The sequence below is a fragment of the Pseudomonas palleroniana genome (assembly GCF_022836895.1).
In the GTDB taxonomy this organism is placed as follows: Bacteria; Pseudomonadota; Gammaproteobacteria; order Pseudomonadales; family Pseudomonadaceae; genus Aquipseudomonas; species Aquipseudomonas palleroniana.
Genome location: NZ_CP092411.1, coordinates 2,902,675 through 2,927,393 on the forward strand (window position 1 = coordinate 2,902,675; position 24,719 = coordinate 2,927,393).

General features: G+C 61.6%; 22 protein-coding genes. 9 read left to right on the top strand and 13 right to left on the bottom strand.

Annotated features, from left to right (window positions below):
• Nucleotides 1–5 precede the first annotated feature (5 nt).
• Nucleotides 6–986, top strand: a complete 981-nt coding sequence (locus tag MJP36_RS13285; protein WP_244385523.1) for a Csu type fimbrial protein — start codon at nt 6–8, stop codon at nt 984–986.
• Here MJP36_RS13285 and MJP36_RS13290 read toward each other — a convergent pair.
• On the bottom strand, nt 983–1,720 hold the full coding sequence (locus tag MJP36_RS13290; protein ID WP_244385524.1) for an anti-sigma factor family protein: 738 nt from the start codon (nt 1,718–1,720) through the stop codon (nt 983–985). The genes MJP36_RS13285 and MJP36_RS13290 overlap by 4 nt on opposite strands.
• On the bottom strand, nt 1,717–2,223 hold the full coding sequence (locus MJP36_RS13295; RefSeq protein ID WP_161549189.1) for a sigma-70 family RNA polymerase sigma factor: 507 nt from the start codon (nt 2,221–2,223) through the stop codon (nt 1,717–1,719). Before MJP36_RS13295 ends, MJP36_RS13290 begins: the two co-directional genes overlap by 4 nt.
• Before the next feature lie 199 nt (nt 2,224–2,422).
• Here MJP36_RS13295 and MJP36_RS13300 point away from each other — a divergent pair, with 199 nt between their 5' ends.
• The 5 genes from MJP36_RS13300 to MJP36_RS13320 all read left to right on the top strand — a co-directional run bounded on the left by MJP36_RS13300 (nt 2,423) and on the right by MJP36_RS13320 (nt 7,839).
• Nucleotides 2,423–4,012, top strand: a complete 1,590-nt coding sequence (locus MJP36_RS13300) for an amino acid adenylation domain-containing protein (RefSeq protein ID WP_060756737.1) — start codon at nt 2,423–2,425, stop codon at nt 4,010–4,012.
• Complete coding sequence (locus MJP36_RS13305; RefSeq protein WP_244385525.1) at nt 4,005–5,303, top strand: hypothetical protein; 1,299 nt, start codon at nt 4,005–4,007, stop codon at nt 5,301–5,303. The genes MJP36_RS13300 and MJP36_RS13305 overlap by 8 nt, the downstream gene beginning before the upstream one ends.
• A 42-nt stretch (nt 5,304–5,345) precedes the next feature.
• Nucleotides 5,346–6,110, top strand: a complete 765-nt coding sequence (locus tag MJP36_RS13310) for an enoyl-CoA hydratase-related protein (protein ID WP_090370131.1) — start codon at nt 5,346–5,348, stop codon at nt 6,108–6,110.
• Nucleotides 6,111–6,220: 110 nt separating this feature from the next.
• A complete protein-coding gene (locus MJP36_RS13315; RefSeq protein WP_244385526.1) occupies nt 6,221–7,303 on the top strand; it encodes a catalase family peroxidase in 1,083 nt (360 codons plus the stop codon).
• Nucleotides 7,300–7,839, top strand: coding sequence for a cytochrome b (locus MJP36_RS13320; protein WP_244385527.1), 540 nt, complete (start codon nt 7,300–7,302; stop codon nt 7,837–7,839). The genes MJP36_RS13315 and MJP36_RS13320 overlap by 4 nt, the downstream gene beginning before the upstream one ends.
• A 17-nt stretch (nt 7,840–7,856) precedes the next feature.
• On the opposite strand, the gene MJP36_RS13325 is transcribed toward MJP36_RS13320, so the two are convergent.
• Entirely contained in the window at nt 7,857–9,008 is a 1,152-nt protein-coding gene (locus MJP36_RS13325; RefSeq protein ID WP_205343618.1) for a M14 family metallopeptidase, read from the bottom strand.
• Between the two features lie 465 nt (nt 9,009–9,473).
• On the bottom strand, nt 9,474–9,824 hold the full coding sequence (locus MJP36_RS13330) for a DUF6124 family protein (protein WP_244385528.1): 351 nt from the start codon (nt 9,822–9,824) through the stop codon (nt 9,474–9,476).
• Nucleotides 9,825–9,955: 131 nt separating this feature from the next.
• Here MJP36_RS13330 and MJP36_RS13335 point away from each other — a divergent pair, with 131 nt between their 5' ends.
• Nucleotides 9,956–10,594, top strand: coding sequence for a LexA family protein (locus tag MJP36_RS13335; RefSeq protein WP_161549185.1), 639 nt, complete (start codon nt 9,956–9,958; stop codon nt 10,592–10,594).
• On the opposite strand, the gene MJP36_RS13340 is transcribed toward MJP36_RS13335, so the two are convergent.
• From MJP36_RS13340 to MJP36_RS13355, 4 genes are read right to left on the bottom strand one after another with little or no spacing between them, the layout of a single operon-like run.
• Nucleotides 10,591–12,516 (bottom strand): acetyl/propionyl/methylcrotonyl-CoA carboxylase subunit alpha, encoded by a 1,926-nt coding sequence (locus MJP36_RS13340; protein ID WP_244385530.1) that lies wholly within the window; start codon nt 12,514–12,516, stop codon nt 10,591–10,593. The genes MJP36_RS13335 and MJP36_RS13340 overlap by 4 nt on opposite strands.
• Nucleotides 12,513–13,319 carry a gamma-carboxygeranoyl-CoA hydratase gene (locus MJP36_RS13345; RefSeq protein WP_244385531.1) on the bottom strand — a complete coding sequence of 269 codons (807 nt, stop codon included), beginning with the start codon at nt 13,317–13,319 and terminating at the stop codon, nt 12,513–12,515. Before MJP36_RS13345 ends, MJP36_RS13340 begins: the two co-directional genes overlap by 4 nt.
• Before the next feature lie 15 nt (nt 13,320–13,334).
• On the bottom strand, nt 13,335–14,942 hold the full coding sequence (locus MJP36_RS13350; RefSeq protein ID WP_060756727.1) for a carboxyl transferase domain-containing protein: 1,608 nt from the start codon (nt 14,940–14,942) through the stop codon (nt 13,335–13,337).
• Nucleotides 14,943–14,953: 11 nt separating this feature from the next.
• A complete protein-coding gene (locus MJP36_RS13355) occupies nt 14,954–16,117 on the bottom strand; it encodes an isovaleryl-CoA dehydrogenase (protein ID WP_244385533.1) in 1,164 nt (387 codons plus the stop codon).
• 150 nt (nt 16,118–16,267) lie between these two features.
• Here MJP36_RS13355 and MJP36_RS13360 point away from each other — a divergent pair, with 150 nt between their 5' ends.
• On the top strand, nt 16,268–17,905 hold the full coding sequence (locus MJP36_RS13360) for an AMP-binding protein (protein ID WP_104994174.1): 1,638 nt from the start codon (nt 16,268–16,270) through the stop codon (nt 17,903–17,905).
• A 543-nt stretch (nt 17,906–18,448) separates the two neighbouring features.
• Here MJP36_RS13360 and MJP36_RS13365 read toward each other — a convergent pair.
• The 3 genes from MJP36_RS13365 to MJP36_RS13375 form a co-directional block, all read right to left on the bottom strand.
• Nucleotides 18,449–19,348, bottom strand: a complete 900-nt coding sequence (locus tag MJP36_RS13365; protein ID WP_244385534.1) for a hydroxymethylglutaryl-CoA lyase — start codon at nt 19,346–19,348, stop codon at nt 18,449–18,451.
• A 16-nt stretch (nt 19,349–19,364) separates the two neighbouring features.
• On the bottom strand, nt 19,365–19,757 hold the full coding sequence (locus tag MJP36_RS13370; RefSeq protein ID WP_060756723.1) for a MerR family transcriptional regulator: 393 nt from the start codon (nt 19,755–19,757) through the stop codon (nt 19,365–19,367).
• A 61-nt stretch (nt 19,758–19,818) separates the two neighbouring features.
• The gene (locus MJP36_RS13375) at nt 19,819–20,754 is read right to left on the bottom strand and encodes a LysR family transcriptional regulator (RefSeq protein WP_090370153.1); all 936 of its coding nucleotides are present in this window, start codon (nt 20,752–20,754) and stop codon (nt 19,819–19,821) included.
• Between the two features lie 166 nt (nt 20,755–20,920).
• Between MJP36_RS13375 and MJP36_RS13380 the strand changes: the two genes are divergently transcribed.
• Entirely contained in the window at nt 20,921–22,150 is a 1,230-nt protein-coding gene (locus tag MJP36_RS13380; RefSeq protein ID WP_244385535.1) for an acyl-CoA dehydrogenase, read from the top strand.
• Between the two features lie 140 nt (nt 22,151–22,290).
• Here MJP36_RS13380 and MJP36_RS13385 read toward each other — a convergent pair whose 3' ends face one another.
• Together MJP36_RS13385 and xthA are read right to left on the bottom strand one after the other, a co-directional pair.
• A complete protein-coding gene (locus MJP36_RS13385) occupies nt 22,291–23,622 on the bottom strand; it encodes a phosphate ABC transporter substrate-binding/OmpA family protein (RefSeq protein WP_244385536.1) in 1,332 nt (443 codons plus the stop codon).
• 202 nt (nt 23,623–23,824) lie between these two features.
• Entirely contained in the window at nt 23,825–24,637 is an 813-nt protein-coding gene (xthA, locus tag MJP36_RS13390) for an exodeoxyribonuclease III (protein ID WP_060756719.1), read from the bottom strand.
• Nucleotides 24,638–24,719: the final 82 nt, after the last annotated feature.

A 24,719-nucleotide genomic window follows, 5' to 3' on the forward strand; every position in this document is an offset into this window, starting at 1 on the left:
TGCGTGTGCGGGTCAAGGAATGGCTGTGGGGGGTGGCGAGCTTGGCCGTATCGATACCGGTGCAAGCCGCCTGTTCGGCGGTGGCCACCGTGCCGGCCAGCTTCGGCACGGCAGTCAGCTCGATGACGGTACGTACCACGTCCCAGCCCAGTTCGACCACCAACGGTGGCATCAACTGCACACCGGCGTTGCTGTCGGTACTGACGTCCGGTGATCACTTCTACGCGACCATTACCGGTTCGGCGCAAGGCGGCATGCTCGGGCCGACGGGTGATGTCATCAGCTACACGGTGTACGGCAACAACACCGCCTCGTTCCCGATAACGCGGGGCAGCGCATTTGATTTCGGCGGCAGTGGCGGCATTGCCGCGAACTTGGGGCTGGTGTTCGGCCCCGGCACCAAAACCTTGCCACTCTACTTTGCCACCACCGTTGGCAGTAACGTGGCGGCAGGCGTGTACAGCGAGACACTGAGTATTTTATGGAGCTGGAATTATTGCGCGGGCATTGGCATCGGCGGTATCTGCGCAGGGCGCGATATCGGCAGTGGCACCAGCACGCTGAACGTCAGCATGACCGTTGCCAATGACTGTCAGATCACCACGCCGGCGATCGCGTTCGGCAGTGCGCCGGTGGTCAGCGCCTTCACCACCGTCAACGGCCAGGCCAGTGTCGCCTGCACCAAGGGCAGCGCCTACACCGTCGGCCTGGGCGACGGGCAGAACCCGGTGAGTGTGGGCGGACGACGGCAGATGATTTCCGGCAGTAATCTCTTGGCCTACGACATCTTCCAGGGCGCCGGCACCACCCGTTGGGGCAGCGTGGGCGCGTCGCGGCGCGCCAGTGCCTCGGCGGAAATCAACCCCGGCAACGGCCTGGGCACCGGCAGCCAGGTGTTCAACTACAACGCCCGGATCTACACCGACCAGACCACGCCACCGGGTGGCACCTACCTCGACAACGTGGTGCTGGATGTGGGGTTCTAGAACTTCAGCAGCGGCGTGCCCGGCTGGTCCGCCGGCCTGACCATGGCGTAGTTGTAACCGCCGCCGGACCAATACTGCGCCTCTAAACCGTCGGCACTGCGGCTGCCACGGGGCAGGAACCCGTTGTTCGGGCCGGGTGGTCGGATGTAGAAGCTGAGGCGGTGACCTTGTGCGTCCTCGTACAGCACCATGGCGGCCGCGCCTTGATCGGTCGTGAGCAGGCGCCCGCTGACCGGTTTGAAGCCCGATGGGCTGAGGTCGGGCAGGCGATGGGCGCGGTTGAAGTAACGGTCCAGCCACGCCTGCATGGCGCCGCCGTCCTGGGTCTGGTAGTCGGCCGGCATGATGCCGTCCTGGGCGAACAAGCGGAATGCTTGCATCGCATCGGCCATCGGCAACGTCGGCGCTTGAGTGGCTTCGCGGGCATGCCAGCCGCCCAGCCCGCCGAGGCTTACGGCGATCAGCAGGACTGCGGCGCTGGCGACGTGGCGGCGCGTCTGATGCTTGAGGCGCCGGCGAACCAGCGCCGGGTCCAGCTCGGGGTTGGCCGGCTGTTGCAAGGCGCCGCTCAAGGAAGCGCGCAGCAACTGCGCGTCGCGTTGCCATGCGTGCACTTGAGCCGCGGCGTCGGGGTGGGCGGCCAGCCAGGTTTCGAGCACACGGCGGTCGCTCTCCGACAACTGGTGGTCAACATAGGCATGCAAATCGCGTTCGCTGGGGGGCAGGCTGATCATTTGAGTATCCGCAGGGAAGGGCTGGCGATGTCGCCGTCACTGAGTTGGCGCAAGGCTTGGCGTGCCCGGGACAGACGCGACATCACCGTGCCGAGCGGTACGTCGAGGATGTCGGCGACTTCCTTATAGCTCAAGCCCTCGACACTGACCCAGAGCAGCAGGGCGCGTTGTTCGGTGTTGAGCTGGTCGAAGGCTTGCAGGGTCGACTGGGCCATGACCGTGCGTTCTGCCGAAGGGTGCGCGTCGTCACGGCCGGTGAAGAATTCGAGCATGCGCGCATACCGACGGCTGCGCCGGTGAGCGTCGAGGAACTGCCGGTAGAGAATCGAGAACAGCCAGGCGCGCAGGTCACCTTCGCTGCGTCTATCGGCCCAGCGGGTGATTGCCCGTTCCAGGGTCGACTGCACCAGATCGTCGGCGCTGCTGGTGTTACGCGTCAGGGACACGGCAAAACGCCGCAACCTGGGGATGAGTTCACGTAACTGTTCGTCGAGTTCATGCATGGCAGTGGAAGTCTGGTCGGTTGTACTGAGGAAGACGCAGGCCCTTGTAGGTTATTCCATCAGCCGAGAAAAGAAATTCACTCTGTGTTGAGTCAGACGTTTCTGCATAGCTTGAGAGGCTGTAATCGCGGGAGTTGCCGTCTCTCCACCCTTGTAACTGCCAGCACGTGGTTGGCGGTGAAACGATGAGGGTGTGTCCATGACGTTGTCACCAACCGATAAAGCGTATTTTTCACCAGAAGCATTCGCTCATTTACCCGCCGCGCAGCAGTACATGCTTGAAGAGTGGGGCCGGGGGCCGTTGGTTCCGCTCGACGATAGCTGTGTGCACCACGCCATCGAAGCTCAAGCGGCACGGGCTCCTCAGGCCATAGCTGCGGTCGGTTTGGGCCAGCCCATCAGTTATGAACAACTCAACCGCCAGGCTAACCGCCTGGCGGTGCGATTGATCGAGCAGGGGGTCAAGCGCGGCGATACGGTGGCGCTGTTCGTCGAACGGTCGATCCCTATGTTGGTGGGGTTGCTGGCGGTGATGAAGATCGGCGCGGCGTATGTCCCCCAGGACGCCAGGATCGTGCCGCCCGTGCAACTGGCCATGGTCCTCGACACATTGACCAGCCCGGTCATATTGACCCTGTCGAACCTGAGGGGACGTATCCCTGAAACACCGACGCAGCGCTGCTTGTGTCTCGATGACTTTCTCGCCGAAGAACCCTGGGTTGCCCAGGACAATCATCGTCTATTTGCCGTTACTTACCCGGACGATCTGTGTTTTGTGCTGTTCACGTCCGGCACTACCGGGCGCCCCAACGGTGTGCGCGTCACCCATCGCAACCTATGCAATATCCTGCTCACGGAACCGGGGCGGATGGGGATGGCGCCTGGCCGCACCGTGGGGCAGATCCTCAATATCGGTTTTGACATGGCCGCCTGGGAAATGCTTGGCTGCCTGGCCCACGGTGCAACCCTGCTGATCCGTGGCAAGGACATTGCGCAAACGGCAGCACAGTGTGATGTGTTGATCGCGACACCTTCGATCCTGGCCACGCTCGATCCGCAACGTTGCCCCACGATCAAGCAGGTCGCCGTGGCCGGCGAACCTTGCCCCCAGGCCCTGGCTGACCGCTGGGCCAGCCACTGCGATTTCTATAACGGCTGCGGGCCGACTGAAACCACCATCGTCAATACCTTGCACCGGCATGTCCCCGGCACATTGCTGACCATCGGCACACCGACGCCCAACAACACGGTGTATGTCCTCGATGCACAAGGGCGTGCCTGTGAACCAGGGCAAACCGGTGAAATGTGGGCCGGTGGCAAAGGCGTGACAGCCGGCTACCTGGATGATGCTCAACTGACTGCGCAGCGTTACCGGCCGGACCCGTTCCTGGGCGGCGATGCGAGGATGTTTCGCACGCGGGACTTGGGGCGCTGGACGCGTGACGGGCAACTTGAGCACCTGGGGCGTGTGGACGATCAAGTCAAGGTGCGCGGTTTTCGTGTGGAGCTGGATGCGGTGTCGGCTGCACTGGAAGCCGGGGAGGGATGCGTACGCGCCGTCACGCTGAAACTGGACGAGCGAAACCTGATCGCCTTTGTTTCACCGGCCAGCGCCGATATTGAATCTTGCCGGCATCAGAGCGAACAACGCTTGGCCTACTACTGCGTGCCGTCGGCGATCTATGCGCTGGAACAATTGCCCTTGACGGCCAGAGGCAAGGTCGACAAAGCGCTGTTGCTGCAATGGGCGCAACAGAGGCAGGACGTGAAGGAGGCCGGTCATGTTTGATGCACTGGCCCGAGCCCAGATTCCTCCCCAGCCGAGGTTCTGGCGGCGCCTGCGCGCGTGGTCGGTGTTTTCCTATTACAACCGTCTCTTTGCACTGGTCATCGCCTGCAATGCAGGGGTGCTATGGCTGGGCGCGGGGGTGCAGGCCATGGGGACGCAGGCAGTGTCGACGATGGTGTTGATCAACCTTTCGCTGGCGACCTTGGTGCGCCAGCAATACCTGATCAATGGGCTGTTCTGGCTGGCCACCCGCGTGCCGCTGGGATGGCCGCTGGGCATTCGGCGCCGGGTGGCAAAGGTGTATCACTTCGGCGGGCTGCACAGTGGCGGGGCAGTGGCGGCGACAGCCTGGTTCTGCGCCATGTTCGGTATGCAGGTAGCTCTGTACTTGCGCGAGCCTGGTGATGCTTCGTCAAGCGCAATGTGGCTGGGTGCGGTGTTGATGGCATTGCTGTTGTTGATGCTGATCATGGCGCTGCCTTGGATGCGTGGGCATTTTCACAACGCTTTCGAGCGTGTTCACCGGTTTGCCGGATGGGGGGTGCTGCTGCTGTTTTGGGGGCTGACACTGACGGCATCCGTCGAAGATGGGGGGAACCCACTGTCCAGCGGTGCATTTTGGGTGCTGGTGTTACTGACCTTGAGTATCGCCCTGCCGTGGCTGCGCTTGCGCCGGGTGCCGATCGAAACGCTGCGGCCTTCCCGGCATGCGGCAATTGCACAATTGACCCACACCACGCCGTTTGCCGGCTCATCCACGGCGATCAGCCTGAACCCGCTGCTGGAATGGCATTCCTTCGCCAATATCCCTGCGCCGGATCAGGCGGGGTTTCGCCTGATCATTTCACGGGCTGGGGACTGGACGGGGCGGTTCATTGAGCAACCGCCTGCCCAGGTCTGGGTCAAGGGCATTACCACTGCAGGGGTCGCGAATGTGGAGACGCTGTTCAAGTCGGTGCTCTACGTCGCCACCGGCAGTGGCATCGGTCCGGTCATGCCGCACCTGCTGGCAGGCAACGTGCCGATACGGTTGATCTGGTCGACCCGCAGCCCGCGCAAAACTTACGGTGACGCATTGGTGGATGAAATTCTCCGGGCACACCCCCAGGCGCTGATCTGGGACACCGATGAGCGCGGTAAACCTGACCTTGTGCAACTGGCCTATGGCGCTGTCCAGGCTTATGGCATCGAGGCGGTCATCTGCATCGCCAACCAGAACCTGACGCAGCGTGTGGTGCAGGCGTTGGAAGCCCAGGGGATACCCGCTTATGGCGCGATCTGGGATTCCTGAGAACGTGGGGTCGTTGAAGATTATCAATCAGTGGAGGTGCTTATGAATGTATTGGTCGAGCGTCATGGCCGGGTGATTCTGGTCAGGCTCAATCGCCCTGAAGTCAAAAATGCGCTGAGTTCGGCGCTGATGACCGAACTGGTTTCTTGTCTGGAAACCCTTGACCGAGATCCTGAGGTGGGCTGTTTTGTGATCACCGGCGGCACGGACTATTTTGCCGCGGGGGCCGACATCAAGGAGATGAGTGGCAAGTCCTATCTGGAGATGCTCAACGAAGACTATTTCGTCGGCTGGGAAGCGTTCACCCGGCTGCGTACGCCCACCATCGCCGCAGTCGCCGGATACGCTTTTGGTGGTGGGTGTGAACTGGCGTTGATGTGCGACATGATTTTTGCCGCCGACACCGCCACGTTTGCTCAGCCTGAAATCAAGCTCGGCGTGATGCCTGGCATGGGCGCCACCCAGCGTTTGACAGGGTTGATCGGCAAGGCCAAGACCATGGACCTGATATTGACCGGCCGGCCGATGACGGCCCAGGAGGCCGAGCAGGCTGGGTTGGTGTCGCGTGTTTATCCGTCGGCGGCTTTGTTGGAGCAGGCGTTGGCGGTGGCAGCACAAATCGCTGGATTCTCTCGCACGGCTACCCGGGCGGCGCGAGAGGCTGTGGAGCAATCCCTTGAGGTGGGATTGCACGAGGGCGTGCGGCTGGAGCGCCGATTGTTCCACGGCCTGTTCGCCACGCCGGACCAGCAGGAGGGCATGCAGGCGTTCTTGGGCAAGCGCGCGGCTTCGTTTAACCAGAGGTAGAAGGGCGGCGCATCTACTTTGAAAATAACTACAGTAAAAGGGGAATAAACCTACATGGGATTCGTCTCATAGCTCATTTCCCCCTACGGCCACGTGCCCTGGAGCTTTTCATGGTAGATCATTCATCACCCCCACGGCCGCCACTCAGTACAGCCAGTCTGGTCGTCAGGCTGGCGTGTATTGGTGGTGTGGTGGCGGTTATGGCTGGGGCGTTTGCCTACGTCAATGGCACCCTCGACCCCCAGCGCCTGCGCCCCAAGACCTTGGTCAATGCCTTGGAAACCAATAACGGCCAGCACCCGGGCTTCCGGCGCAATCATGCCAAGGGGGTGTGCGTAGCCGGTTATTTCGAAAGCAGCCCTGAGGTGCGTGCCTACTCCAGCGCCGAGGTATTCAGCGCGGCGAAAACCCCGGTGATTGGCCGGTTTGCCCTGCCCAGCGGTAACCCTTATGCGCCGGACAGCAGCGTGCCGATCCGCAGTCTGGCCTTGCAGTTCAGCCAGGCCAACGGCCAGCAATGGCGCACGGGCATGAACAGCATGCCGGTGTTCCCGGTGGGCACGCCCGAGGCGTTTTACCAGTTGCTCAAGGCCGGCGCGCCGGACCCGGCCACCGGCAAGCCGAATCCTGCGAGCATGCCCGCTTTTTTTGCCGCACACCCGGAGACGGCGCCGTTCCTGGCGTGGGTCAAGACCGCCAAGCCGTCGGCCAGCTATGCCACGCAAACCTATAACGGCATCAATGCGTTTTACCTGGTAGGCACTGATGGCAAGCGCCAGGCCGTACGCTGGGGCGTGGTGCCACAGAGCCAGGACGCAAGCGGTGACAGCGCGCCGCCGGGCAGCGATTTCCTGGAAACAGACTTGGTGCAGCGGTTGGCGGCCGGGCCGCTGCGTTGGCAGTTGAACATGACCCTGGCCAACCCCGGCGACCCGGTGGACGACGCCAGCAAGCCCTGGACCGGTGAGCACAAGGTGCTCAACGCCGGCACCCTGGTGCTGCAAAGCAGCCAGCCCCAGGCGGACGGTGATTGCCGCGATATCAACTTCGACCCGCTGATTCTGCCCAGCGGCATCGAAGCCTCCAACGACCCATTGCTGGCAGCCCGTTCGGCCGCTTACGCCAGTTCCTACCTGCGCCGCGCGGGTGAAGTCAGCCCACTGCACAGCGCCCCACAGGAGTCGAAGCCATGAACGCTCAACCCAGGTTTTTCGCACCGCTGGCGCGTCTGCTGCATTGGTTGATGGCGCTGATGATCATCGCCATGTTGTTTATCGGCGCGGGCATGGTGGCATCCGTGTCGGAACGTCACGAGTGGCTGATTCACCTGCACAAGCCGCTGGGTATCGCGATTCTGGCGCTGGTGATCATACGCTTGGTAGTGCGTTTCTCGACCCGGCAACCGCCGCTGCCCGCCGATTTGCCGCTGTGGCAAGTCTTGGCGGCCAAGGCCTCCCACCTGGTGCTGTACGCATTGATGCTGGTGTTGCCCTTGTTGGGCTGGGCGATGATTTCGGCGGCCGGCGATCCGGTGATGCTCAGCAGTTCGGTACAACTGCCGGCACTGGTTGGGGCGAACGCGCCATTGTTTGCGCTGTTGCGCAAGGCCCATGGTTATCTCGCTTACCTGTTGTTCCTGACGGTGCTGTTGCACCTGGCCGCGGCGTTGTTCCACGGCCTGATCCGGCGCGATGGTGTATTGCAAAGCATGACCGGCACCAAGGGCTGATGCCGGGGGCGGGGAGGTTAGCGCAGCGCCGTGACGATATCGGCCACGGTGCTCAAGACGTCCTTGCCCAATTGCTTGGAGCGCTCGCCTGACCAACCGGTTTTCGGGTTGGGCGCGTCGTCGTTGTCCTTGAAGGGCATCTCCAGGGTCAGCGACAGGCAGTCGTACTTCTCGCCGACGGCATTGCAGGCCAGCGTCATGTTGGCCTCGCCCGGAAGGTCGCGGGTGTAGCCGTGGGTGGTCTGGAAGTCGCGGGTCAACCCACTCAAGTGGCTGCGGAAGTGTTTTTCCAGTTTCTCGATACGCGGGGTGTAGCCGGGGTTGCCTTCGCAGCCGGCGGTGAACACGTAGGGGATTTCCTCGTCGCCGTGGATATCGAGGAACAGGTCGACGCCATACTTTTCCATCTGCTGCTGGGCGAACAGCACTTCGGGGCTGGTTTCCTGATTGGCGCTCTGCCAGGCACGGTTGAGGTCCTGGCCCATGGCATTGGTACGTAGATGCCCATGGAAGGCGCCATCGGGGTTCATGTTCGGTATCAGGTACAGGTCGGCGACGGACAGCAGTTTTTTCAGCTCGGTATCACCGTCCTGTTGCAGGCGTTCGATGATGCCTTCCATAAACCATTCGGCCATGTGCTCGCCGGGGTGTTGCTGCGCGATGATCCAGACTTTGCGTCGGCCTTCGCCACCCTTGCCACGGCGCAGCAGCTGGATATCGCGGCCTTCGACACTTTTGCCGGTAGCGAGCAACTCAGTGCCGGCGCGATTCAGGGCCTGGTCGATCAGCCAGTCATGGCGTTCACGGCTGTAGGGTTCGAAGTAGGCGAACCACACTTGTTTCTCGCGAGTCTGGAGGCTGATGTGCAGGATTTCGCCATCAAAGCGCGTGGGCACGCGAAACCAGTTGATATGGTCGTACGAAGCCACGGCGTTATAGCCGCTCCAGGCATGTTTATAAGAGGAGCGGCCCGCATTGCTCAGGCGGAAGGTGTGGGTGTGCCCCACGTGCATGCCTTCAGCCTTGAAGTGGAACCATTGGAAGTGCGGGCTGCGGGTATCGGGTTTGATCGCCAGCAGCAACTGATAAGCGTCGCTGGCATCCAGGACCTGGATATTGCCGCTGTCGAAGTCGGTGCTGATCTTGATGGAGGTCAAGGCCACGGTCATAGTCTGGCTGCCTGATTATGAGTTGTTGTGGCGGATATCTTACACAGGCGCGAGGAAAAATCTGGATGCAAAATTGTTGCAGGGGGAGGGGGCGTCATCCTTGACGCTCTGGCAGCTTAGAATCTATGAGATTGATTCTCAAGCGCTATTTCTCAAAGATACGAGCTAGAGCGTTCACGCGACTTTCTTTGGTTGATGCTCTTTTGCTACCATGCGCGCCATCGAGCAACACACAGTCTTCATTAGCCTGAAGCCATGCCAGGGAAACTGGCAAAAAAAAGACCCGGCCAAAGAGCCGGGTCAAAAACCGTGATTAGCCTGATGAGGAGATATTCCAAGAGTCCGACCTAAGGTCCCTTGGTCTATCGACTGATCTCGCGATCAGCTGAGCCCAATAATAATCATTATCATTTGCAAGTCAAATGTTTTTATCCGTCGGATAGAAATATTTTTCCTGCGTGCCCGTCATGCCTGTGACTGCGGCACCGATGCCTGCAGCGACCGTTCCACCATCGCTTTGGCCATATCAATCAAATACACCACTGAAAATGCCAGGTCCCGTTGGTTGCCCTGATGGTTGCTCGCCGATTCGTAGGCCGTGGCTGCCGCGCTGCGCAACAGGTCTGAAGCGTGGACCAGGGCTTCCTCCTGGCTGATGCCGGGGTGGATGGCGAACAAGGCCTCTTCCGGCATCGATGCAGACATATCTTCTTTCAAGTAGAAGTCCAACGCGCGCTGGGCCGCGCCGCTGCTGCGCATGCCGTGCAGTTCGTCGTATTCAGGTGTTTGAGCGAGTAAAGACGGGATGGTCATCATAAGGGGCGCTACTCTGAGTGGGTGTCGAAAACCTTATGTTCGATGATAGTACGTATCGTATTTATGTCGTTTTATGGATTACTACAAACTGTTTATTGCCCTGGAAAATACGCAACGTATTGTCAGGCGCCATGGATAAATGGATAGCGCTGGTCAGAACCCACATGAAAGACCGCAAGGTCACGCAGGATCAATTGGCCGAGCGTCTGGGCATGTCCCAGGGGGGCGTTGGCCATTGGCTGAATAAACGCCGCGTGCCCAGCCTGGCGGACATGAACCGGGTGCTGAAGGAGCTCGGCCTGGGGTACCTGGAAGTCGCGCTTGAGGTTCGTGAACGAATCGATGAGGGGGCAGAGGCCCACGAGCAACGCTACAACCCGTATTTCCGCTACCCGGTCAGCGACTGGAAAGGGCTCTGTGAAATGCGCGAAGAGCGCGGCACCTACGCAACTGCGCGCTTTGAACCGACCGATTACCACGCCCAGGGCGAGGCATTCTGGCTACCCGTGATGGGGGACGCCATGACGGCGCCCAGCGGTCTGAGCATCGGCGCCGGCATGCTGATCCTGGTGGACCCGGCCATCGACGCCGCACCTGGCAAGCTGGTGCTTGCCCAATGGGCCGACAGCGCCCAGGCGACCTTTCGCCAGTTGCAGGAAGAGAGCGGCCAGCTCTACCTGGTACCGCTCAATCCCACTTACCCCAAGCAGGTATTCAGCGACGATTGCCGAATCCTCGGCGTCGTGGTGCAAGCCACCGCGAAGTTTTAGTCCGCCGTTTCCAGCTCCACCAAGGCACTGCCTTCGGCAACCATTTCACCTTCCTGGCAAAACAGCGCCTTGACCACCCCGGCCTGGGGGGCACGGATGCTGTGCTCCATCTTCATTGCCTCCAGCACCACCAGCTGGGTCCCGGCTTCCACACTTTGCCCGACTTCCACCAGCACCCGCACGATACTGCCGTTCATGGGCGCCGTGAGGCCGCCTTGATGCGACTGGTTGGCCTCGACCGCCGCAATCGGGTCAAACAGGCTGACCGCATGCATCTCACCGTCCCAACGCAGATACAGCAGCGCCCCCTGGCGCACCGCCAGATGGCTGCGACGCACGCCGTGCTGCTCGGTCAGCAACTGCTCATCGCGCCACTGCGATGTGCTGTCCGCCAGTGTCACCAGCCGGTCTTGCCCGCCGCTGCTCAAATGCAGGGAGACCTCGGCCGGCAGCCCGGCGCGGAACCCGCGTGTGTCCGCCCAGGGGCCATCGGCGGTCGGCAGGCTCTGCATGAAGGCCGAGCCTGCCATCTGCCAGAACTCATCGCACAAGGCGCCGGGCGGCGGCAACAGCTCATCCTGATAGCGCGGAATAAACCCGGTATCCAACTCTGCCGCCGCAAACGCCGGATGCCCGATGATCCGCCGCAGAAAACCCAGGTTGGTCTTGAGCCCGCCGACGGCGAATTCATCGAGCATGCTCAATAACCGCAACCGTGCCTGTTCGCGGTCTTCGCCCCAGGCAATCAGCTTGCCCAGCATCGGGTCGTAGAATGGCGAGACACTGTCCCCTTGGGCAACGCCGCTGTCCACGCGGCGGCCGGTGCCCGGCGCCGACTCGCGATACAGCGCCAGATGCCCGGTGGCCGGCAGGAAATCATTGGCCGGGTCTTCGGCATACAGGCGCACTTCAATCGCATGGCCGATCAACGGCACCTGCTCCTGGGTGATCGGCAGCGGCTCGCCCTGGGCGACACGGATCTGCCAGGCCACCAGGTCCAGGCCGGTAATCGCCTCGGTGACCGGGTGTTCCACCTGCAGCCGTGTGTTCATCTCCATGAAGAAAAACTCGCCGCGTGCGTCCAGCAAGAACTCCACGGTGCCCGCGCCCACATAACCAATGGCCTGGGCCGCACGCACGGCGGCTTCACCCATGGCTTTGCGTTGTTCCACGCTCAAGCCGGGGGCGGGCGCTTCCTCCACGACTTTTTGATGACGACGCTGAATCGAGCAGTCGCGCTCATTGAGGTACAGGCAGTGGCCCTGCTGATCGGCAAACACCTGGATTTCCACATGGCGTGGCTTGAGCAGGTACTTCTCCACCAGCATCTGCCCATTGCCGAAGGACGATAGCGCTTCGCGCTGGGCGGAAGCCAAGGCTTCAGCCAGTTGGCTGACGTCCTCGACCACCTTCATGCCCTTGCCGCCGCCACCGGCCGTGGCCTTGAGCAGCACCGGGTAGCCGATACGTTCGCAGGCGCTGCGGAAGGTATCGAGGTCCTGGGCCTCGCCGTGATAACCCGGTACCAGCGGCACGCCCGCGGTTTCCATCAGTGCCTTGGCCGCCGACTTGCTGCCCATGGCGTCGATGGCCGAGGCGGGTGGGCCGAGGAAGATCAAACCCGCCGCTTCAATCGCACGCGCAAAGCCGGCGTTTTCCGAGAGGAAGCCGTAGCCCGGATGAATCGCCTGGGCGCCGCTGGCCTGGGCGGCGGCGATCAGTTTGTCGATTTGCAGGTAGCTGTCGGTCGCTTTGCTGCCACCCAGGTCAACGCAAATGTCTGCCTCGCGACTGTGGCGTGCATCGCGATCGGTGGCGCTGTGTACGGCCACGGTGGTCAGGCCCATGGCCTTGGCCGTGCGCATCACGCGACAGGCAATTTCGCCACGGTTGGCGACCAGTACGGTGGTCAGCTTGCTCATGAACGTGGCTCCTGCGCTTGCCAGCTGGGCGGGCGTTTTTGCAGGAAGGCGCGCAAGCCTTCCTGGCCTTCGGCGCTGACACGAATCCGCGCAATGGCATTTTCGCAATAGCGGCGCAGGGCCGGGGTGAGCGCGCCGTTGCCGACTTCGCGCAGCAAATCCTTGCTGGCGCGCATCGCGGCCGGGCTGTTTTGCAGCAGGTTGGCGACCCACTGTTCGACCTGCAGGTCCAGCTCACCGGCGGGGTAGCTTTCCGCCAACAGGCCGATTTCCCGTGCGCGCTGGCCGCCAAAGCGCTCGGCCGTCAAGGCATAGCGGCGCGCCGCGCGTTCGCCGATGGCTTGCACCACAAACGGGCTGATCACGGCCGGGGCCAGGCCGATGCGCACTTCCGACAAGCAGAACTGCGCATCATCGGCGCCAATCGCCATATCGCAGCAACTGATCAGGCCCAGGGCGCCGCCATAAGCCGCGCCTTGCACCACCGCCAGGGTCGGGATCTTCAGCTTGGCCAAGTTGTACATCAACTCGGCCAGCTCGCGAGCGTCGTCCAGGTTGGTGTGGTAGTCCAGCTCGGCCGATTGTTGCATCCAGGCCAGGTCGGCACCGGCGCTGAAGTGTTTGCCGCGCCCGCGCAGCACCAGAAAGCGCAGGGACGGGTCGGCCTGTACCTGGTCGAGGGCGATGATCAGTTCACGGATCATCTCGGCATTGAACGCGTTGTTCTTGGTCTCACGACTGAGCCACAGGGTGGCGAAACCACGCGTGTCGGTGACCAGTTCGAGGGTGTTGAAATCGCTCATGGGGTACAGCTCCATTTACATGCGGAACACGCCGAAGCGGCTCGGCTCGATGGGGGCGTTCAGCGCGGCGGACAAGGCCAGGGCCAGCACGTCGCGGGTCTGCAACGGGTCGATGACACCGTCGTCCCACAGGCGTGCGCTGGAGTAGTAGGGGTGGCCCTGAGTCTCGTACTGGTCGAGGATCGGCTGCTTGATCGCCGCCTCTTCCTCGGCACTGAACCCTGTGCCCGCACGTTCGGCTTGTTCGCGCTTGACCTGCACCAGCACGCCGGCCGCCTGTTCGGCACCCATCACGCCAATGCGTGCGTTCGGCCACATCCACAGGAAGCGTGGGTCGTAGGCTCGGCCGCACATACCGTAGTTACCCGCACCAAAACTGCCGCCGATGATGACCGTGAACTTCGGCACCTTGGCGCAGGCCACTGCCGTGACCAGCTTGGCGCCGTGTTTGGCGATACCGCCGGCCTCATACTTCTGGCCGACCATGAACCCGGTGATGTTCTGCAGGAATACCAGTGGAATCCCGCGCTGGCAGGCCAGTTCGATAAAGTGCGCGCCTTTTTGCGCGGCTTCGGCGAACAAGATGCCGTTATTGGCCAGGATCGCAACCGGGTAGCCCTGCAGGTGCGCAAAACCGCACACCAGTGTGGTGCCGAACAGTGCCTTGAACTCATCGAACACCGAGCCGTCGACCAGCCGTGCGATCACCTCGCGGACATCGAACGGTTGCTTGGCATCGGCCGGGATCACGCCGTAGAGTTCTTCGCCGCTGTACAGCGGCGCCTCGGGCGGCCGTTGCCGCAACTCACCCTGCTTGCGCCAGTTGAGGTTGGCCACACTGCGGCGGGCCAGGGCCAGGGCGTGTTCATCGCTGTCGGCATAGTGGTCGGCCACGCCGGAGATTTTGCAGTGCACGTCCGCGCCGCCAAGGTCTTCGGCGCTGACCACTTCGCCGGTAGCGGCTTTCACCAGCGGCGGGCCGGCGAGGAAGATGGTGGCTTGCTGACGCACCATGATTGCTTCGTCCGCCATGGCGGGCACATAGGCACCGCCTGCGGTGCATGAGCCCATGACCACGGCGATCTGCGGGATGCCCTGGGCGCTCATGTTCGCCTGGTTGAAGAAGATCCGCCCAAAGTGCTCGCGGTCAGGGAACACTTCATCCTGACGCGGCAAGTTGGCGCCACCGGAGTCCACCAGGTAGATGCACGGCAGGCGGTTCTGCTCGGCGATGGTCTGGGCGCGCAGGTGTTTTTTGACGGTGAGCGGGTAGTAGGAGCCGCCTTTCACCGTGGCGTCGTTGGCGACGATCATGCATTCGACGCCTTCCACGCGGCCGATCCCGGCAATCACCCCGGCGGCCGGCACGTCTTCACCGTAGACCTGGTGAGCGGCCAACTGGCTGAGTTCCAGAAACGGCGAGCCGGGATCCAGCAGGCGGTTGATGCGCTCACGCGGCAGCAGTTTGCCGCGTGAGGTGTGCCGCTCCTGGGCCTTGGCGCCGCCGCCTTGCTGTACTTGAGCAAGCAAGGCGTGGAGGGCGTCGACTTGTTCGCGCATCGCCCTGCTGTTGGCGGCGAACTCCGCCGAGCGCGGGTTGAGCTGGGTGTGCAAGGTGGCCATGGCGTGCTCCCTCAGCGGGTTTCGTTGAAGAGTTCGCGACCGATCAGCATCCGGCGAATTTCGCTGGTGCCGGCGCCGATTTCATACAGCTTGGCGTCACGCAACAGGCGTCCGGCAGGGAACTCATTGATGTAGCCATTGCCGCCGAGAATCTGGATGGCATCGAGGGCCATCTGCGTGGCGCGTTCGGAACTGAACAGGATCACCCCGGCAGCGTCCTTGCGCGTGGTTTCGCCGCGCTCGCAGGCCTGGGCGACCGCGTACAGGTAAGCGCGGCAGGCGTTGAGTTGGGTGTACATGTCGGCGACCTTGCCCTGGATCAGCTGGAACTCACCGATGCTCTGGCCGAACTGCTTGCGGTCGTGGATATACGGCACGATCAGGTCCATGCAGGCTTGCATGATGCCAATCGGGCCGCCAGCCAGGACCACGCGTTCGTAGTCCAGGCCGCTCATCAGCACTTTGACACCGCCATTGAGCGTACCGAGGATATTTTCTTCGGGCACCTCGACGTCATCGAAGAACAGCTCGCAGGTGTTGGAGCCGCGCATGCCCAGCTTGTCGAACTTGTTGCTGCGGCTGAAACCTTTCCAGTCGCGCTCGACAATAAATGCGGTGATGCCATGGGGGCCTTTTTCCAGGTCGGTCTTGGCGTAGATCACATAGGTGTGGGCGTCCGGGCCGTTGGTGATCCAGGTCTTGCTGCCGTTAAGCACGTAGTGATCGCCGCGTTTGTCGGCGCGCAGCTTCATCGAGACCACATCGGAGCCGGCATTCGGCTCACTCATGGCCAGTGCGCCGATATGTTCGCCGCTGATCAGCTGGGGCAGGTACTTGAGTTTCTGCGCGTGGCTGCCGTTGCGGTTGATCTGGTTGACGCAGAGATTGGAGTGGGCGCCGTAGGACAAGCCGACCGAAGCCGAAGCGCGGCTGATCTCTTCAATTGCCACCACGTGGGCCAGGTAACCCAGGCCGGCGCCGCCATATTCTTCCGCGACGGTGATGCCCAGCAGGCCCATGTCACCGAACTTGCGCCACATATCGGCGGGGAACAGGTTGTCGCTGTCGATCTGTGCCGCGCGCGGTGCCAGCTCCTTGGCCACGAAGGACTGCACTTGATCGCGCAGCATGTCGATGGTTTCGCCGAGGGCGAAGTTAAGGGACGGGTAACTCATGGACAGGCACCTTAATGTGAGCTTTGTTGTTGTGTGGGTTGAGCGCCAGGGGAGGTCGCTAACCTTTACGTTAACGTAAGCTTGCCTTGCGACGCTGTCAATCGTAGTTTACGTTTACGTCAACCTACAAAAAAGACAACAGGGGTCGTTATGGATCAACCGCATCAGAGCTACAGCCGTGGCTCCCAGGACAAGACCTTGCTGGCCATGACCATTGGCCAGGCATTCGATCGCACCGTCGCGCAGTATCCGGATGGCGAGGCACTGGTGGTGCGTCACCAGCAATGTCGCTACACCTGGCGGCAACTCTGCGAGGCGGTGGACCTGCACGCCCGTGCGTTCCTGGCCCTGGGCATGCAAACCGGCGATCGCCTGGGTATCTGGGCGCCCAACTGTGCCCAGTGGTGTATCAGCCAGATCGCCAGCGCCAAGATCGGCGTGATCCTCGTCAACATCAACCCGGCGTATCGCAGCAGCGAGCTGGAGTACGTGCTCAAGCAGTCCGGCTGCCAGTGGCTGGTGTGCGCCGGGTCATTCAAGACTTCCGATTACCATGCCATGCTGCTGGAGTTGAAGCCCGACCTGCGCGGCATCATCAGTCTCGACCCGGCCCCGCCTGCGGGTTTCCTGCCCTGGTCGCAGCTGGCGGCGCTCGGTGCAGGCGTGCCGCCCGAGCAATTGCATACCCGCCAAGCCAGCCTGCACTTCGACCAAGCCGTCAACCTCCAGTACACCTCCGGCACTACCGGCTTCCCCAAGGGCGCCACCCTGAGCCACCACAACATCCTCAATAACGGTTACATGGTCGGCGAAAGCCTGGGCCTGACGGCGCAGGATCGCCTGGTGATCCCGGTGCCGCTGTATCACTGCTTTGGCATGGTCATGGGCAACCTGGGCTGTATCACCCACGGCACCACCATGATTTATCCGAATGACGGCTTTGATCCGCTGCTGACCCTCACCGCCGTCGCCGAAGAGCGCGCGACCGGCCTGTACGGTGTGCCGACCATGTTTATCGCGATGCTGGATCACCCACGCCGACGCGAGTTCGACCTGTCGACCTTGCGCACCGGCATCATGGCCGGCGCCACGTGCCCTATTGAGGTGATGCGCCGAGTGATCAGCGAGCTGCACATGAGCGAGGTGCAGATTGCCTACGGCATGACCGAAACCAGCCCGGTGTCGCTGCAGACGGGGCCGGATGACGACCTCGAGCGCCGTGTCACCACCGTTGGCCGCACCCAGCCGCAGTTGGAAAACAAGATCATCGACACTGCCGGTAACACTGTGGCGCGGGGCGAGATCGGCGAGTTGTGCACCCGTGGCTACAGCGTGATGCTCGGCTACTGGAACCACCCGCAAGCCACCCGCGAGGCCATCGACGATGCCGGCTGGATGCACACCGGGGACCTGGCGACCATGGATGAGCAGGGCTACGTGAGCATTGCCGGACGCAACAAAGACATGATCATCCGAGGTGGCGAGAACGTGTACCCGCGTGAGCTGGAGGAGTTTTTCTTCACCCATCCGGCGGTGGCGGATGTGCAGGTCATCGGCATCCCGGACGCACGCTACGGTGAAGAGATCGTCGCCTGGATCAAGTTCCATCCCGGCCACGCCGCCAATGAGCTGGAACTGCAAACCTGGTGCAAGGGCCGCATCGCCCACTTCAAGACGCCCCGGTATTTCAAGTTCGTGGATGAGTTTCCGATGACGGTGACGGGCAAGGTGCAGAAATTCCGCATGCGCGAGATTTCCATCGAAGAGCTGGGAGAAGGGCGGGGGTAAAACCCGGAAAGCACAAAGGGGACCCGGAGGTCCCCTTTAATTTGTCGTTGCGTGCTCTTTTTTTATTATTGAGGGGCGGCCTATTGTTGTTTTTGGCAGCCGTTACCCTTTACCGCTGTTTTTGGCGACCCCCATGCGGGGTCAAGAGCAAACGTATTTTTTTGAGCGCTGATCTGCTTCTTCGCGTGCGATCCAACCAGTGGGTAGCTACCTGATGGTAGTTTTATTGTTCTCTATCCGGTTGCGGGTTTCGGCATGCCGTACCCTGCGAAGCACATCTTCTCCAAAAAAATCTGTTAGCTGCGTCTCTGCCGTGTTGTTTTTGTTATGTCAGAGTCGTTTCGTCTTATTTTTATTAGGTTTGGCGCTTTTTATTCTTGTTATGCCATAGAGATAGCAGAAGCCGTGCCAACTTTTTAAAACCCTTTAAAATCAATGGTTTGATTTTTTAGTAGGCAACGGCCTACGGCAAATAAGACAAAATATGTTCCCGTGTTACTCGTTAAGTAGCGAGGCGGTAACACATTGTCACGACCACGCTACTCAAACGGCGTTACGCGCCTTGGCTACACGCGAGCCCGTGGGGCGTCCCAGCACCGCGCTGATCTGTTGGCCCGCACGTATCAAGGCGTCCAGGTCGATACCGGTCTCGATACCCAAGCCGTTGAGCAGGTACAGCACATCTTCGCTGGCGACGTTACCGCTGGCGCCCTTGGCATAAGGACAGCCGCCGAGGCCCGCGATAGAGCTGTCGAACACACTGATCCCTTCCAGCAGGCTGGCGTAGATATTGGCGATCGCCTGGCCATAGGTGTCGTGAAAGTGCCCCGCCAGCTTGTCCCGCGGCACTTGGGCGCCCACCACCTCGAACAAGCGCCGCGTGGCGCCTGCGGTGCCGGTGCCGATGGTGTCGCCCAGGGACACTTCATAACAGCCCATGGCGTACAACTCCCGCGCGACAGCCGCCACTTGTTCTGGTGCAACTTCACCCTCATAGGGGCAGCCCAGCACACAGGACACATAGCCGCGTACGCTGACGCCATGCTGCCGGGCGGCGGCCATGATCGGCGCGAAGCGCTCCAGGCTTTCGCTGATGGAGCAGTTGATATTGCGTTGTGAAAACGCCTGCGACGCCGCCGCAAAGACCGCGACTTCCTTCACCCCCGCAGCCAGCGCATCTTCAAAACCGCGCAGGTTCGGCGCCAGGGCACCGTAGGTCACCCCAGGTTTGCGCTGGATCTGTGCAAACACCTCGGCCGACCCGGCCATCTGCGGCACCCATTTGGGTGAAACGAAACTGCCGACTTCGATATAGCTCAAGCCCGCCGCGCTGAGCGCGTTCACCAATTGGACCTTGTCGGCCACGCTGATGGGCTGGGCTTCGTTCTGCAGACCGTCGCGTGGGCCGACTTCGACCAGGCGGACATACGAGGGGAGGGACATGGCAGTTACCTTCTGATCAATGGCCGGCTTGGCTCATGGTGTGCGCCAGGGCCTGGGTGCAGCGCTCTTCGGCGGTGTCCAGTTCCAGCTTCATTTGTTCGATATCCAGCAACTGTTGCTCAAGCTGCGCACGCCGTTCGGCGATCTTGGCCAGCATGCTGTTGAGTTGCACGTGGTTGCCGCTGGTGGGGTCGTAGAGTTCGATCAACTCGCGGCACTCGGCCAGGGAGAAGCCGATGCGCTTGCCGCGCAGGATCAGCTTGAGGCTGACCTTGTCCCGCGCCGAGTAGATGCGCTCCTGGCCCCGGCGTTCCGGGGCCAGCAGGCCTTGTTCTTCGTAGAAGCGAATGGCGCGGGTGGTGATGTCGAGTTCGCGGGCGAGGTCGGAGATGCTGTAGGTCGTACTCATGGTGGCGCTCAAGGGATGGCTTGGGCGCTAGGCTAGTGTCAGCTTTACGTAAACGTCAAGGTCAAGCCGGTTTGCTGTCGAACTTCTTTTCCTGCGCCATGACTTGTTGGCACAACTCGATCATTTGCTCACGCATCCAGCGGTTGGCCGGGTCCTGGTCGGTGCTCTCATGCCAGTACAAGTGGGTTTCCACGGGCGGCACGTCGTTGACCGGCAGGTTGAACCAGTGCAGTTCGTGGCGGCGGGCGAAGCGTTCGGGCACGGTCATCACCATGTCGGTCTGCTGCAACACCTGCGAGGCCATCAGGTAATGCTGCGAGCGCAGGGCGATCTTGCGCTGGATGCCCATCTTGCCCAGCGCCAGGTCGACATGGCCCAGGCCGTTGCGGCGGCTGGAGATGTGAATATGGGTCAGTGCCAGGTAGTCATCCAGGGTGAACTTGTCTTTGCCCGCCAGTGGATGGCCTTTGCGCATCGCACACACGTAGCGGTCTTCCATCAACTTGACGTGGCGCACCTGTGGGTCGGTGTTCAGCGGCGCATCCACGGCAAAGTCCAGGCGCCCGGCCGCCAGCTCTTTGGTGGTCTCGCGGCGTTTGGACAGGAAACTCTCGATCGCTACCGTGGGCGCCAGGCGGCGCAGACGCTGGAACAGCAGGGGCAGGATCACCGCTTCGGTGAGGTCGGTCATGCTGATGCGGTAGGTCTTGGCCGCCTGCTGGGGGTTGAAAATCCGGCTTTCCTGTACCGACACCCGCAGCAACGACAAGGCATTGCGCACCGGGCCGATGATGTTCTGCGCCATGGGCGTGGGCACCATGCCCTGGGCGGTACGCACGAACAGCGGGTCGTTGAAGGTTTCGCGCAGACGCGCCAGTGCGTTGGATACCGCCGGCTGGGTGATGCCGACAATCTGCCCGGCGCGGGTCAGGTTGGCTTCGGTATAGATCGCATCAAAAACGATAAACAGGTTGAGGTCGACCTTGCTCAGATTCATTGCGTTGCGCTCTTATTGTTAGATGGCGATTTGTCAGGTGCTCATGCGTTGATCATATATCGGTGATGAATGTTAATACACGCCGAGAATAGGCTAGGTAAATTATCAGCGCTGTTCTAGCATCAATTCCATGCCCTAAACAACCTCTCAAAGAAGGGAGCTGCCCATGGATTTTGCCTATTCGCCCAAGGTTCAGGAACTGCGTGAGCGCGTCACCGCCTTTATGGATGCGTATGTCTACCCGGCCGAGCCGGTGTTTGAACGCCAGGTCAGCGAAGGCGATCGCTGGCAGCCCACTGCCATCATGGAGGAGTTGAAGGCCAAGGCTAAAGCCGAGGGCTTGTGGAACCTGTTCCTGCCGGAATCCGAACTGGGCGCCGGCCTGACCAACCTTGAATATGCGCCGCTGGCCGAAATCATGGGGCGCTCCTTGCTCGGCCCGGAGCCCTTCAATTGTTCGGCTCCCGACACCGGCAACATGGAAGTGCTGGTGCGTTATGCCAATGAAGAACAAAAGCAGCGCTGGCTCGAACCGTTGCTGCGCGGCGAAATCCGCTCTGCCTTCGCCATGACCGAACCGGACGTGGCGTCCTCAGACGCCACCAACATGGCTGCCCGCGCCGAGCGCCAGGGCGACGAATGGGTGATCAACGGTAAAAAATGGTGGACCTCCGGCGCATGCGACCCGCGCTGCAAGATCCTGATCTTCATGGGCCTGAGCAACCCGGACGCGCCGCGTCACCAGCAGCACTCGATGATTCTGGTGCCGGTGGATACGCCCGGGGTGAAAATCCTGCGCCCGCTGCCGGTATTCGGCTACGACGATGCACCCCACGGTCACGCCGAAGTGCTGTTCGAGAATGTGCGGGTGCCCTACGAAAACGTGCTGCTCGGCGAAGGCCGGGGCTTCGAGATTGCCCAGGGGCGCCTTGGCCCGGGCCGTATCCACCATTGCATGCGCTCGATCGGCATGGCCGAGCGCGCACTGGAACTGATGTGCAAGCGCTCCGTCAGCCGTACCGCATTCGGCAAGCCATTGGCTCGTCTGGGCGGCAATATCGACAAGATCGCCGACTCGCGCATGGAAATCGACATGGCGCGCCTGCTGACCTTGAAAGCGGCGTACATGATGGACACTGTCGGCAATAAAGTGGCGAAAAGCGAAATTGCCCAGATCAAGGTGGTGGCGCCGAACGTAGCGTTGAAGGTCATCGATCGGGCGATCCAGATCCATGGCGGCGCGGGTGTGTCCGACGACTTCCCGTTGGCCTACATGTACGCCATGCAACGCACCCTGCGCCTGGCCGACGGCCCGGACGAAGTGCACCGCGCGGCGATCGGCAAGTTCGAGATCGGCAAGTATGTGCCGCGGGAACTGATGCGTAGCGGGCAGTAGGACCGCGTCGCCTGCAATCGGGAGCAAGCCCCCTCCCACACTTGATTGGATTCACAAATAGAAATTTGCGAATCCAATCAAGTGTGGGAGGGGGCTTGCTCCCGATGGGGCCAGTACCAACAACACAACCCCCACAGATCTCAGTACACCCAAACCTCCACCCGCCGATTCTTGATCCGCCCCTCATCCGCCGTATTCGCCGCCACCGGCATCTGCGCACCAAACCCACGGATATCACGCAGCACCACGCCGCTCTTGACCAGTTCCCGGCGTACCGCCATCGCCCGCAGCTTGGACAGCAACGACGCCCGCTGCGGATCATTCTTCACGTCGCCAAACCCCACCAACGTGACCTGCTTGTCGAGCTTGCCGTGGCCTTTCAAGTACGCCACCACCCGCTGCAAATCCTGCCGCGCCTTGTTGTCCAGGCTGGCGCTGCCTTCCTCGAAGCGGAAGTTCACGCTCAAGCGCTGGGCGTCGCGGGCGATGGCTTGATAGTCCTCGGGCATCGATGGGCGTGGCTCCACACTGATCGCCTGCACGTGCTGGGCAATAAAACCACTGGCCGCCACGATCGCCTGGCCTTTGCCGCTCTGGGTAAAGTCCACCAGGGCTTTGGCCCAAGGGTTGTGGTTGGACGGCGGCAGGTAAAAGAACAACCGGCGTGACAACGGGTAGTCCTCGGTCGCAATCAGGCTGGCCAGCGGCAGCATGGGTTGGGAGTCACCGTCGACAATTGCCACGGCCTTGGCCTGGCGCACATAGGGCAGGCCGATAAAGCCAATGCCTTGGGGATCGTGGCTCACCGCATCGGACAAGGCCTCGCTGGACTCGAAACGCTTGGCACTGGTGGCCAGGGGCTTGCCACGCCGGCTCAATACCAGCTCCTTGAACGTGTCATAGGTGCCGGACTGATCATCCCGCGCATACAAATGAATGCCGCCCCCGATCCCGCCCAGTGCCTCCCAGGTACTGACCTCACCGTTGAAAATCTGCGCCAACTGCTCGGTGTTCAAGGTGGTGAGCGGGTTGCGCGGGTTGAGGATGATCGCCAGGCCATCGATGGCAATCACTTGTTCGGCTTCAGGGCTTTTCAGGTCACCCAGGGGCTCGAGGTCTACCAGCTCGCTGTCCTTGATGGGGCGCGAAGACGCCGCCAGGTCGGCGTTGGCCATGTTCAGTGCGGTAAACCCGGTGCTGGAGCCGTGGGCCGCGACCTCGATGGTTACCGTTTTGCCCTGGCGCGTCTTGCCCACCCAGCGCTGTTCATTGCTGCCTGGGGTGGGTTCGCCGTGTATTCCCTGCAACCCCTGATGCTCCATCAACCCTTTGACCAGCGCCGGTCCCAGTGCCGCGCCAATCGTGTTGGAGCCCTGGATGCGTAACGCAGGGCCTTGGTCGGGAACGGGGAGGGCAGCGGCCACAGTAACGAGCGGGAACAGGGTCAGCAGGAACAGAACGCGCAGCCTCATGCCGGCACCTTCTTAAGCCAAAGGGAGTGCCGGGAGAATAAGTCAGGCAGATGACATCAATATGACTGCCACACCGGGGGACAAAATGTGGGAGGGGGCTTGCTCCCGAAAGCGGTGGATCAGTTGATACATCTGCCGACTGACCCTTCGCTATCGGGAGCAAGCCCCCTCCCACACTTAAACAACCAGGTTCAGCCGGGAATCAGCTCAACTCAAGCCAGATCGGTGCATGGTCCGACGGCTTTTCCAAACCGCGCAACTCGTAATCCACACCGGCATCCTTGACCCGTGCCAGCAAGCCGTTGGACGCCAGGATCACATCAATGCGCAAGCCACGCTTGGGCTCGTCTTCAAAGCCGCGGCTGCGGTAATCGAACCAACTGAAGCGGTCGGCTACCGTCGGGTTCAAGTGCCGGAAGCTGTCCACCAGGCCCCAGTTTTTCAGGCGCGCCATCCATTCGCGCTCTTCCGGCAGGAAACTGCACTTGCCGGTTTTCAGCCAGCGCTTGGCGTTGTCGGCGCCGATGCCGATATCGCAGTCTTCCGGGGAAATGTTCACGTCGCCCATCACCACCAGAGCCTGCTCATTGTTGAACTGGCTTTCCAGCAGGTGCTGCAGGTCTGCATAGAAGCGCTGCTTGGCCGGGAACTTGGTCGGGTGGTCGCGGCTTTCGCCCTGGGGGAAGTAGCCGTTCATCACGGTGATCGGGTGGCCGTTTTCATCCGCGAAGGTGCCCCAGATAAAACGGCGCTGGGCGTCCTCTTCATCCGTGGCAAAGCCTTTGTGCACGCTTAGCGCCTCTTTACGCGAAAGCAGCGCCACGCCGTAATGGCCTTTTTGCCCGTGGTAATACACGTGATAGCCCAAAGCCTGTACTTCGGCCAAGGGGAACTGGTCATCGTGGACTTTGGTTTCCTGCAGACCGATCACGTCGGGTTGGTGTTTCTCGATCAACGCCGCCAACTGATGAGGGCGGGCGCGCAGCCCGTTGATATTGAAAGAGACGATTTTCATGGTCGGCAGTCCAGTCTGGCAAAACGGCGATGCTAGCCGACAAGTCCGACGGGGGCCAGCGTGGCGGTAGGGTGGATGCACT

What these genes read in the sequence shown, in the direction of transcription:
- MJP36_RS13290 (WP_244385524.1), bottom strand. Translation starts at nt 1,720, where the DNA reads ATGATCAGCCTGCCCCCCAGCGAACGCGATTTGCATGCCTATGTTGAC.
- MJP36_RS13295 (WP_161549189.1), bottom strand. Translation starts at nt 2,223, where the DNA reads ATGCATGAACTCGACGAACAGTTACGTGAACTCATCCCCAGGTTGCGG.
- MJP36_RS13300 (WP_060756737.1), top strand. Translation starts at nt 2,423, where the DNA reads ATGACGTTGTCACCAACCGATAAAGCGTATTTTTCACCAGAAGCATTC.
- MJP36_RS13305 (WP_244385525.1), top strand. Translation starts at nt 4,005, where the DNA reads ATGTTTGATGCACTGGCCCGAGCCCAGATTCCTCCCCAGCCGAGGTTC.
- MJP36_RS13310 (WP_090370131.1), top strand. Translation starts at nt 5,346, where the DNA reads ATGAATGTATTGGTCGAGCGTCATGGCCGGGTGATTCTGGTCAGGCTC.
- MJP36_RS13315 (WP_244385526.1), top strand. Translation starts at nt 6,221, where the DNA reads ATGGTAGATCATTCATCACCCCCACGGCCGCCACTCAGTACAGCCAGT.
- MJP36_RS13320 (WP_244385527.1), top strand. Translation starts at nt 7,300, where the DNA reads ATGAACGCTCAACCCAGGTTTTTCGCACCGCTGGCGCGTCTGCTGCAT.
- MJP36_RS13325 (WP_205343618.1), bottom strand. Translation starts at nt 9,008, where the DNA reads ATGACCGTGGCCTTGACCTCCATCAAGATCAGCACCGACTTCGACAGC.
- MJP36_RS13330 (WP_244385528.1), bottom strand. Translation starts at nt 9,824, where the DNA reads ATGATGACCATCCCGTCTTTACTCGCTCAAACACCTGAATACGACGAA.
- MJP36_RS13335 (WP_161549185.1), top strand. Translation starts at nt 9,956, where the DNA reads ATGGATAAATGGATAGCGCTGGTCAGAACCCACATGAAAGACCGCAAG.
- MJP36_RS13340 (WP_244385530.1), bottom strand. Translation starts at nt 12,516, where the DNA reads ATGAGCAAGCTGACCACCGTACTGGTCGCCAACCGTGGCGAAATTGCC.
- MJP36_RS13345 (WP_244385531.1), bottom strand. Translation starts at nt 13,319, where the DNA reads ATGAGCGATTTCAACACCCTCGAACTGGTCACCGACACGCGTGGTTTC.
- MJP36_RS13350 (WP_060756727.1), bottom strand. Translation starts at nt 14,942, where the DNA reads ATGGCCACCTTGCACACCCAGCTCAACCCGCGCTCGGCGGAGTTCGCC.
- MJP36_RS13355 (WP_244385533.1), bottom strand. Translation starts at nt 16,117, where the DNA reads ATGAGTTACCCGTCCCTTAACTTCGCCCTCGGCGAAACCATCGACATG.
- MJP36_RS13360 (WP_104994174.1), top strand. Translation starts at nt 16,268, where the DNA reads ATGGATCAACCGCATCAGAGCTACAGCCGTGGCTCCCAGGACAAGACC.
- MJP36_RS13365 (WP_244385534.1), bottom strand. Translation starts at nt 19,348, where the DNA reads ATGTCCCTCCCCTCGTATGTCCGCCTGGTCGAAGTCGGCCCACGCGAC.
- MJP36_RS13370 (WP_060756723.1), bottom strand. Translation starts at nt 19,757, where the DNA reads ATGAGTACGACCTACAGCATCTCCGACCTCGCCCGCGAACTCGACATC.
- MJP36_RS13375 (WP_090370153.1), bottom strand. Translation starts at nt 20,754, where the DNA reads ATGAATCTGAGCAAGGTCGACCTCAACCTGTTTATCGTTTTTGATGCG.
- MJP36_RS13380 (WP_244385535.1), top strand. Translation starts at nt 20,921, where the DNA reads ATGGATTTTGCCTATTCGCCCAAGGTTCAGGAACTGCGTGAGCGCGTC.
- MJP36_RS13385 (WP_244385536.1), bottom strand. Translation starts at nt 23,622, where the DNA reads ATGAGGCTGCGCGTTCTGTTCCTGCTGACCCTGTTCCCGCTCGTTACT.
- xthA (WP_060756719.1), bottom strand. Translation starts at nt 24,637, where the DNA reads ATGAAAATCGTCTCTTTCAATATCAACGGGCTGCGCGCCCGCCCTCAT.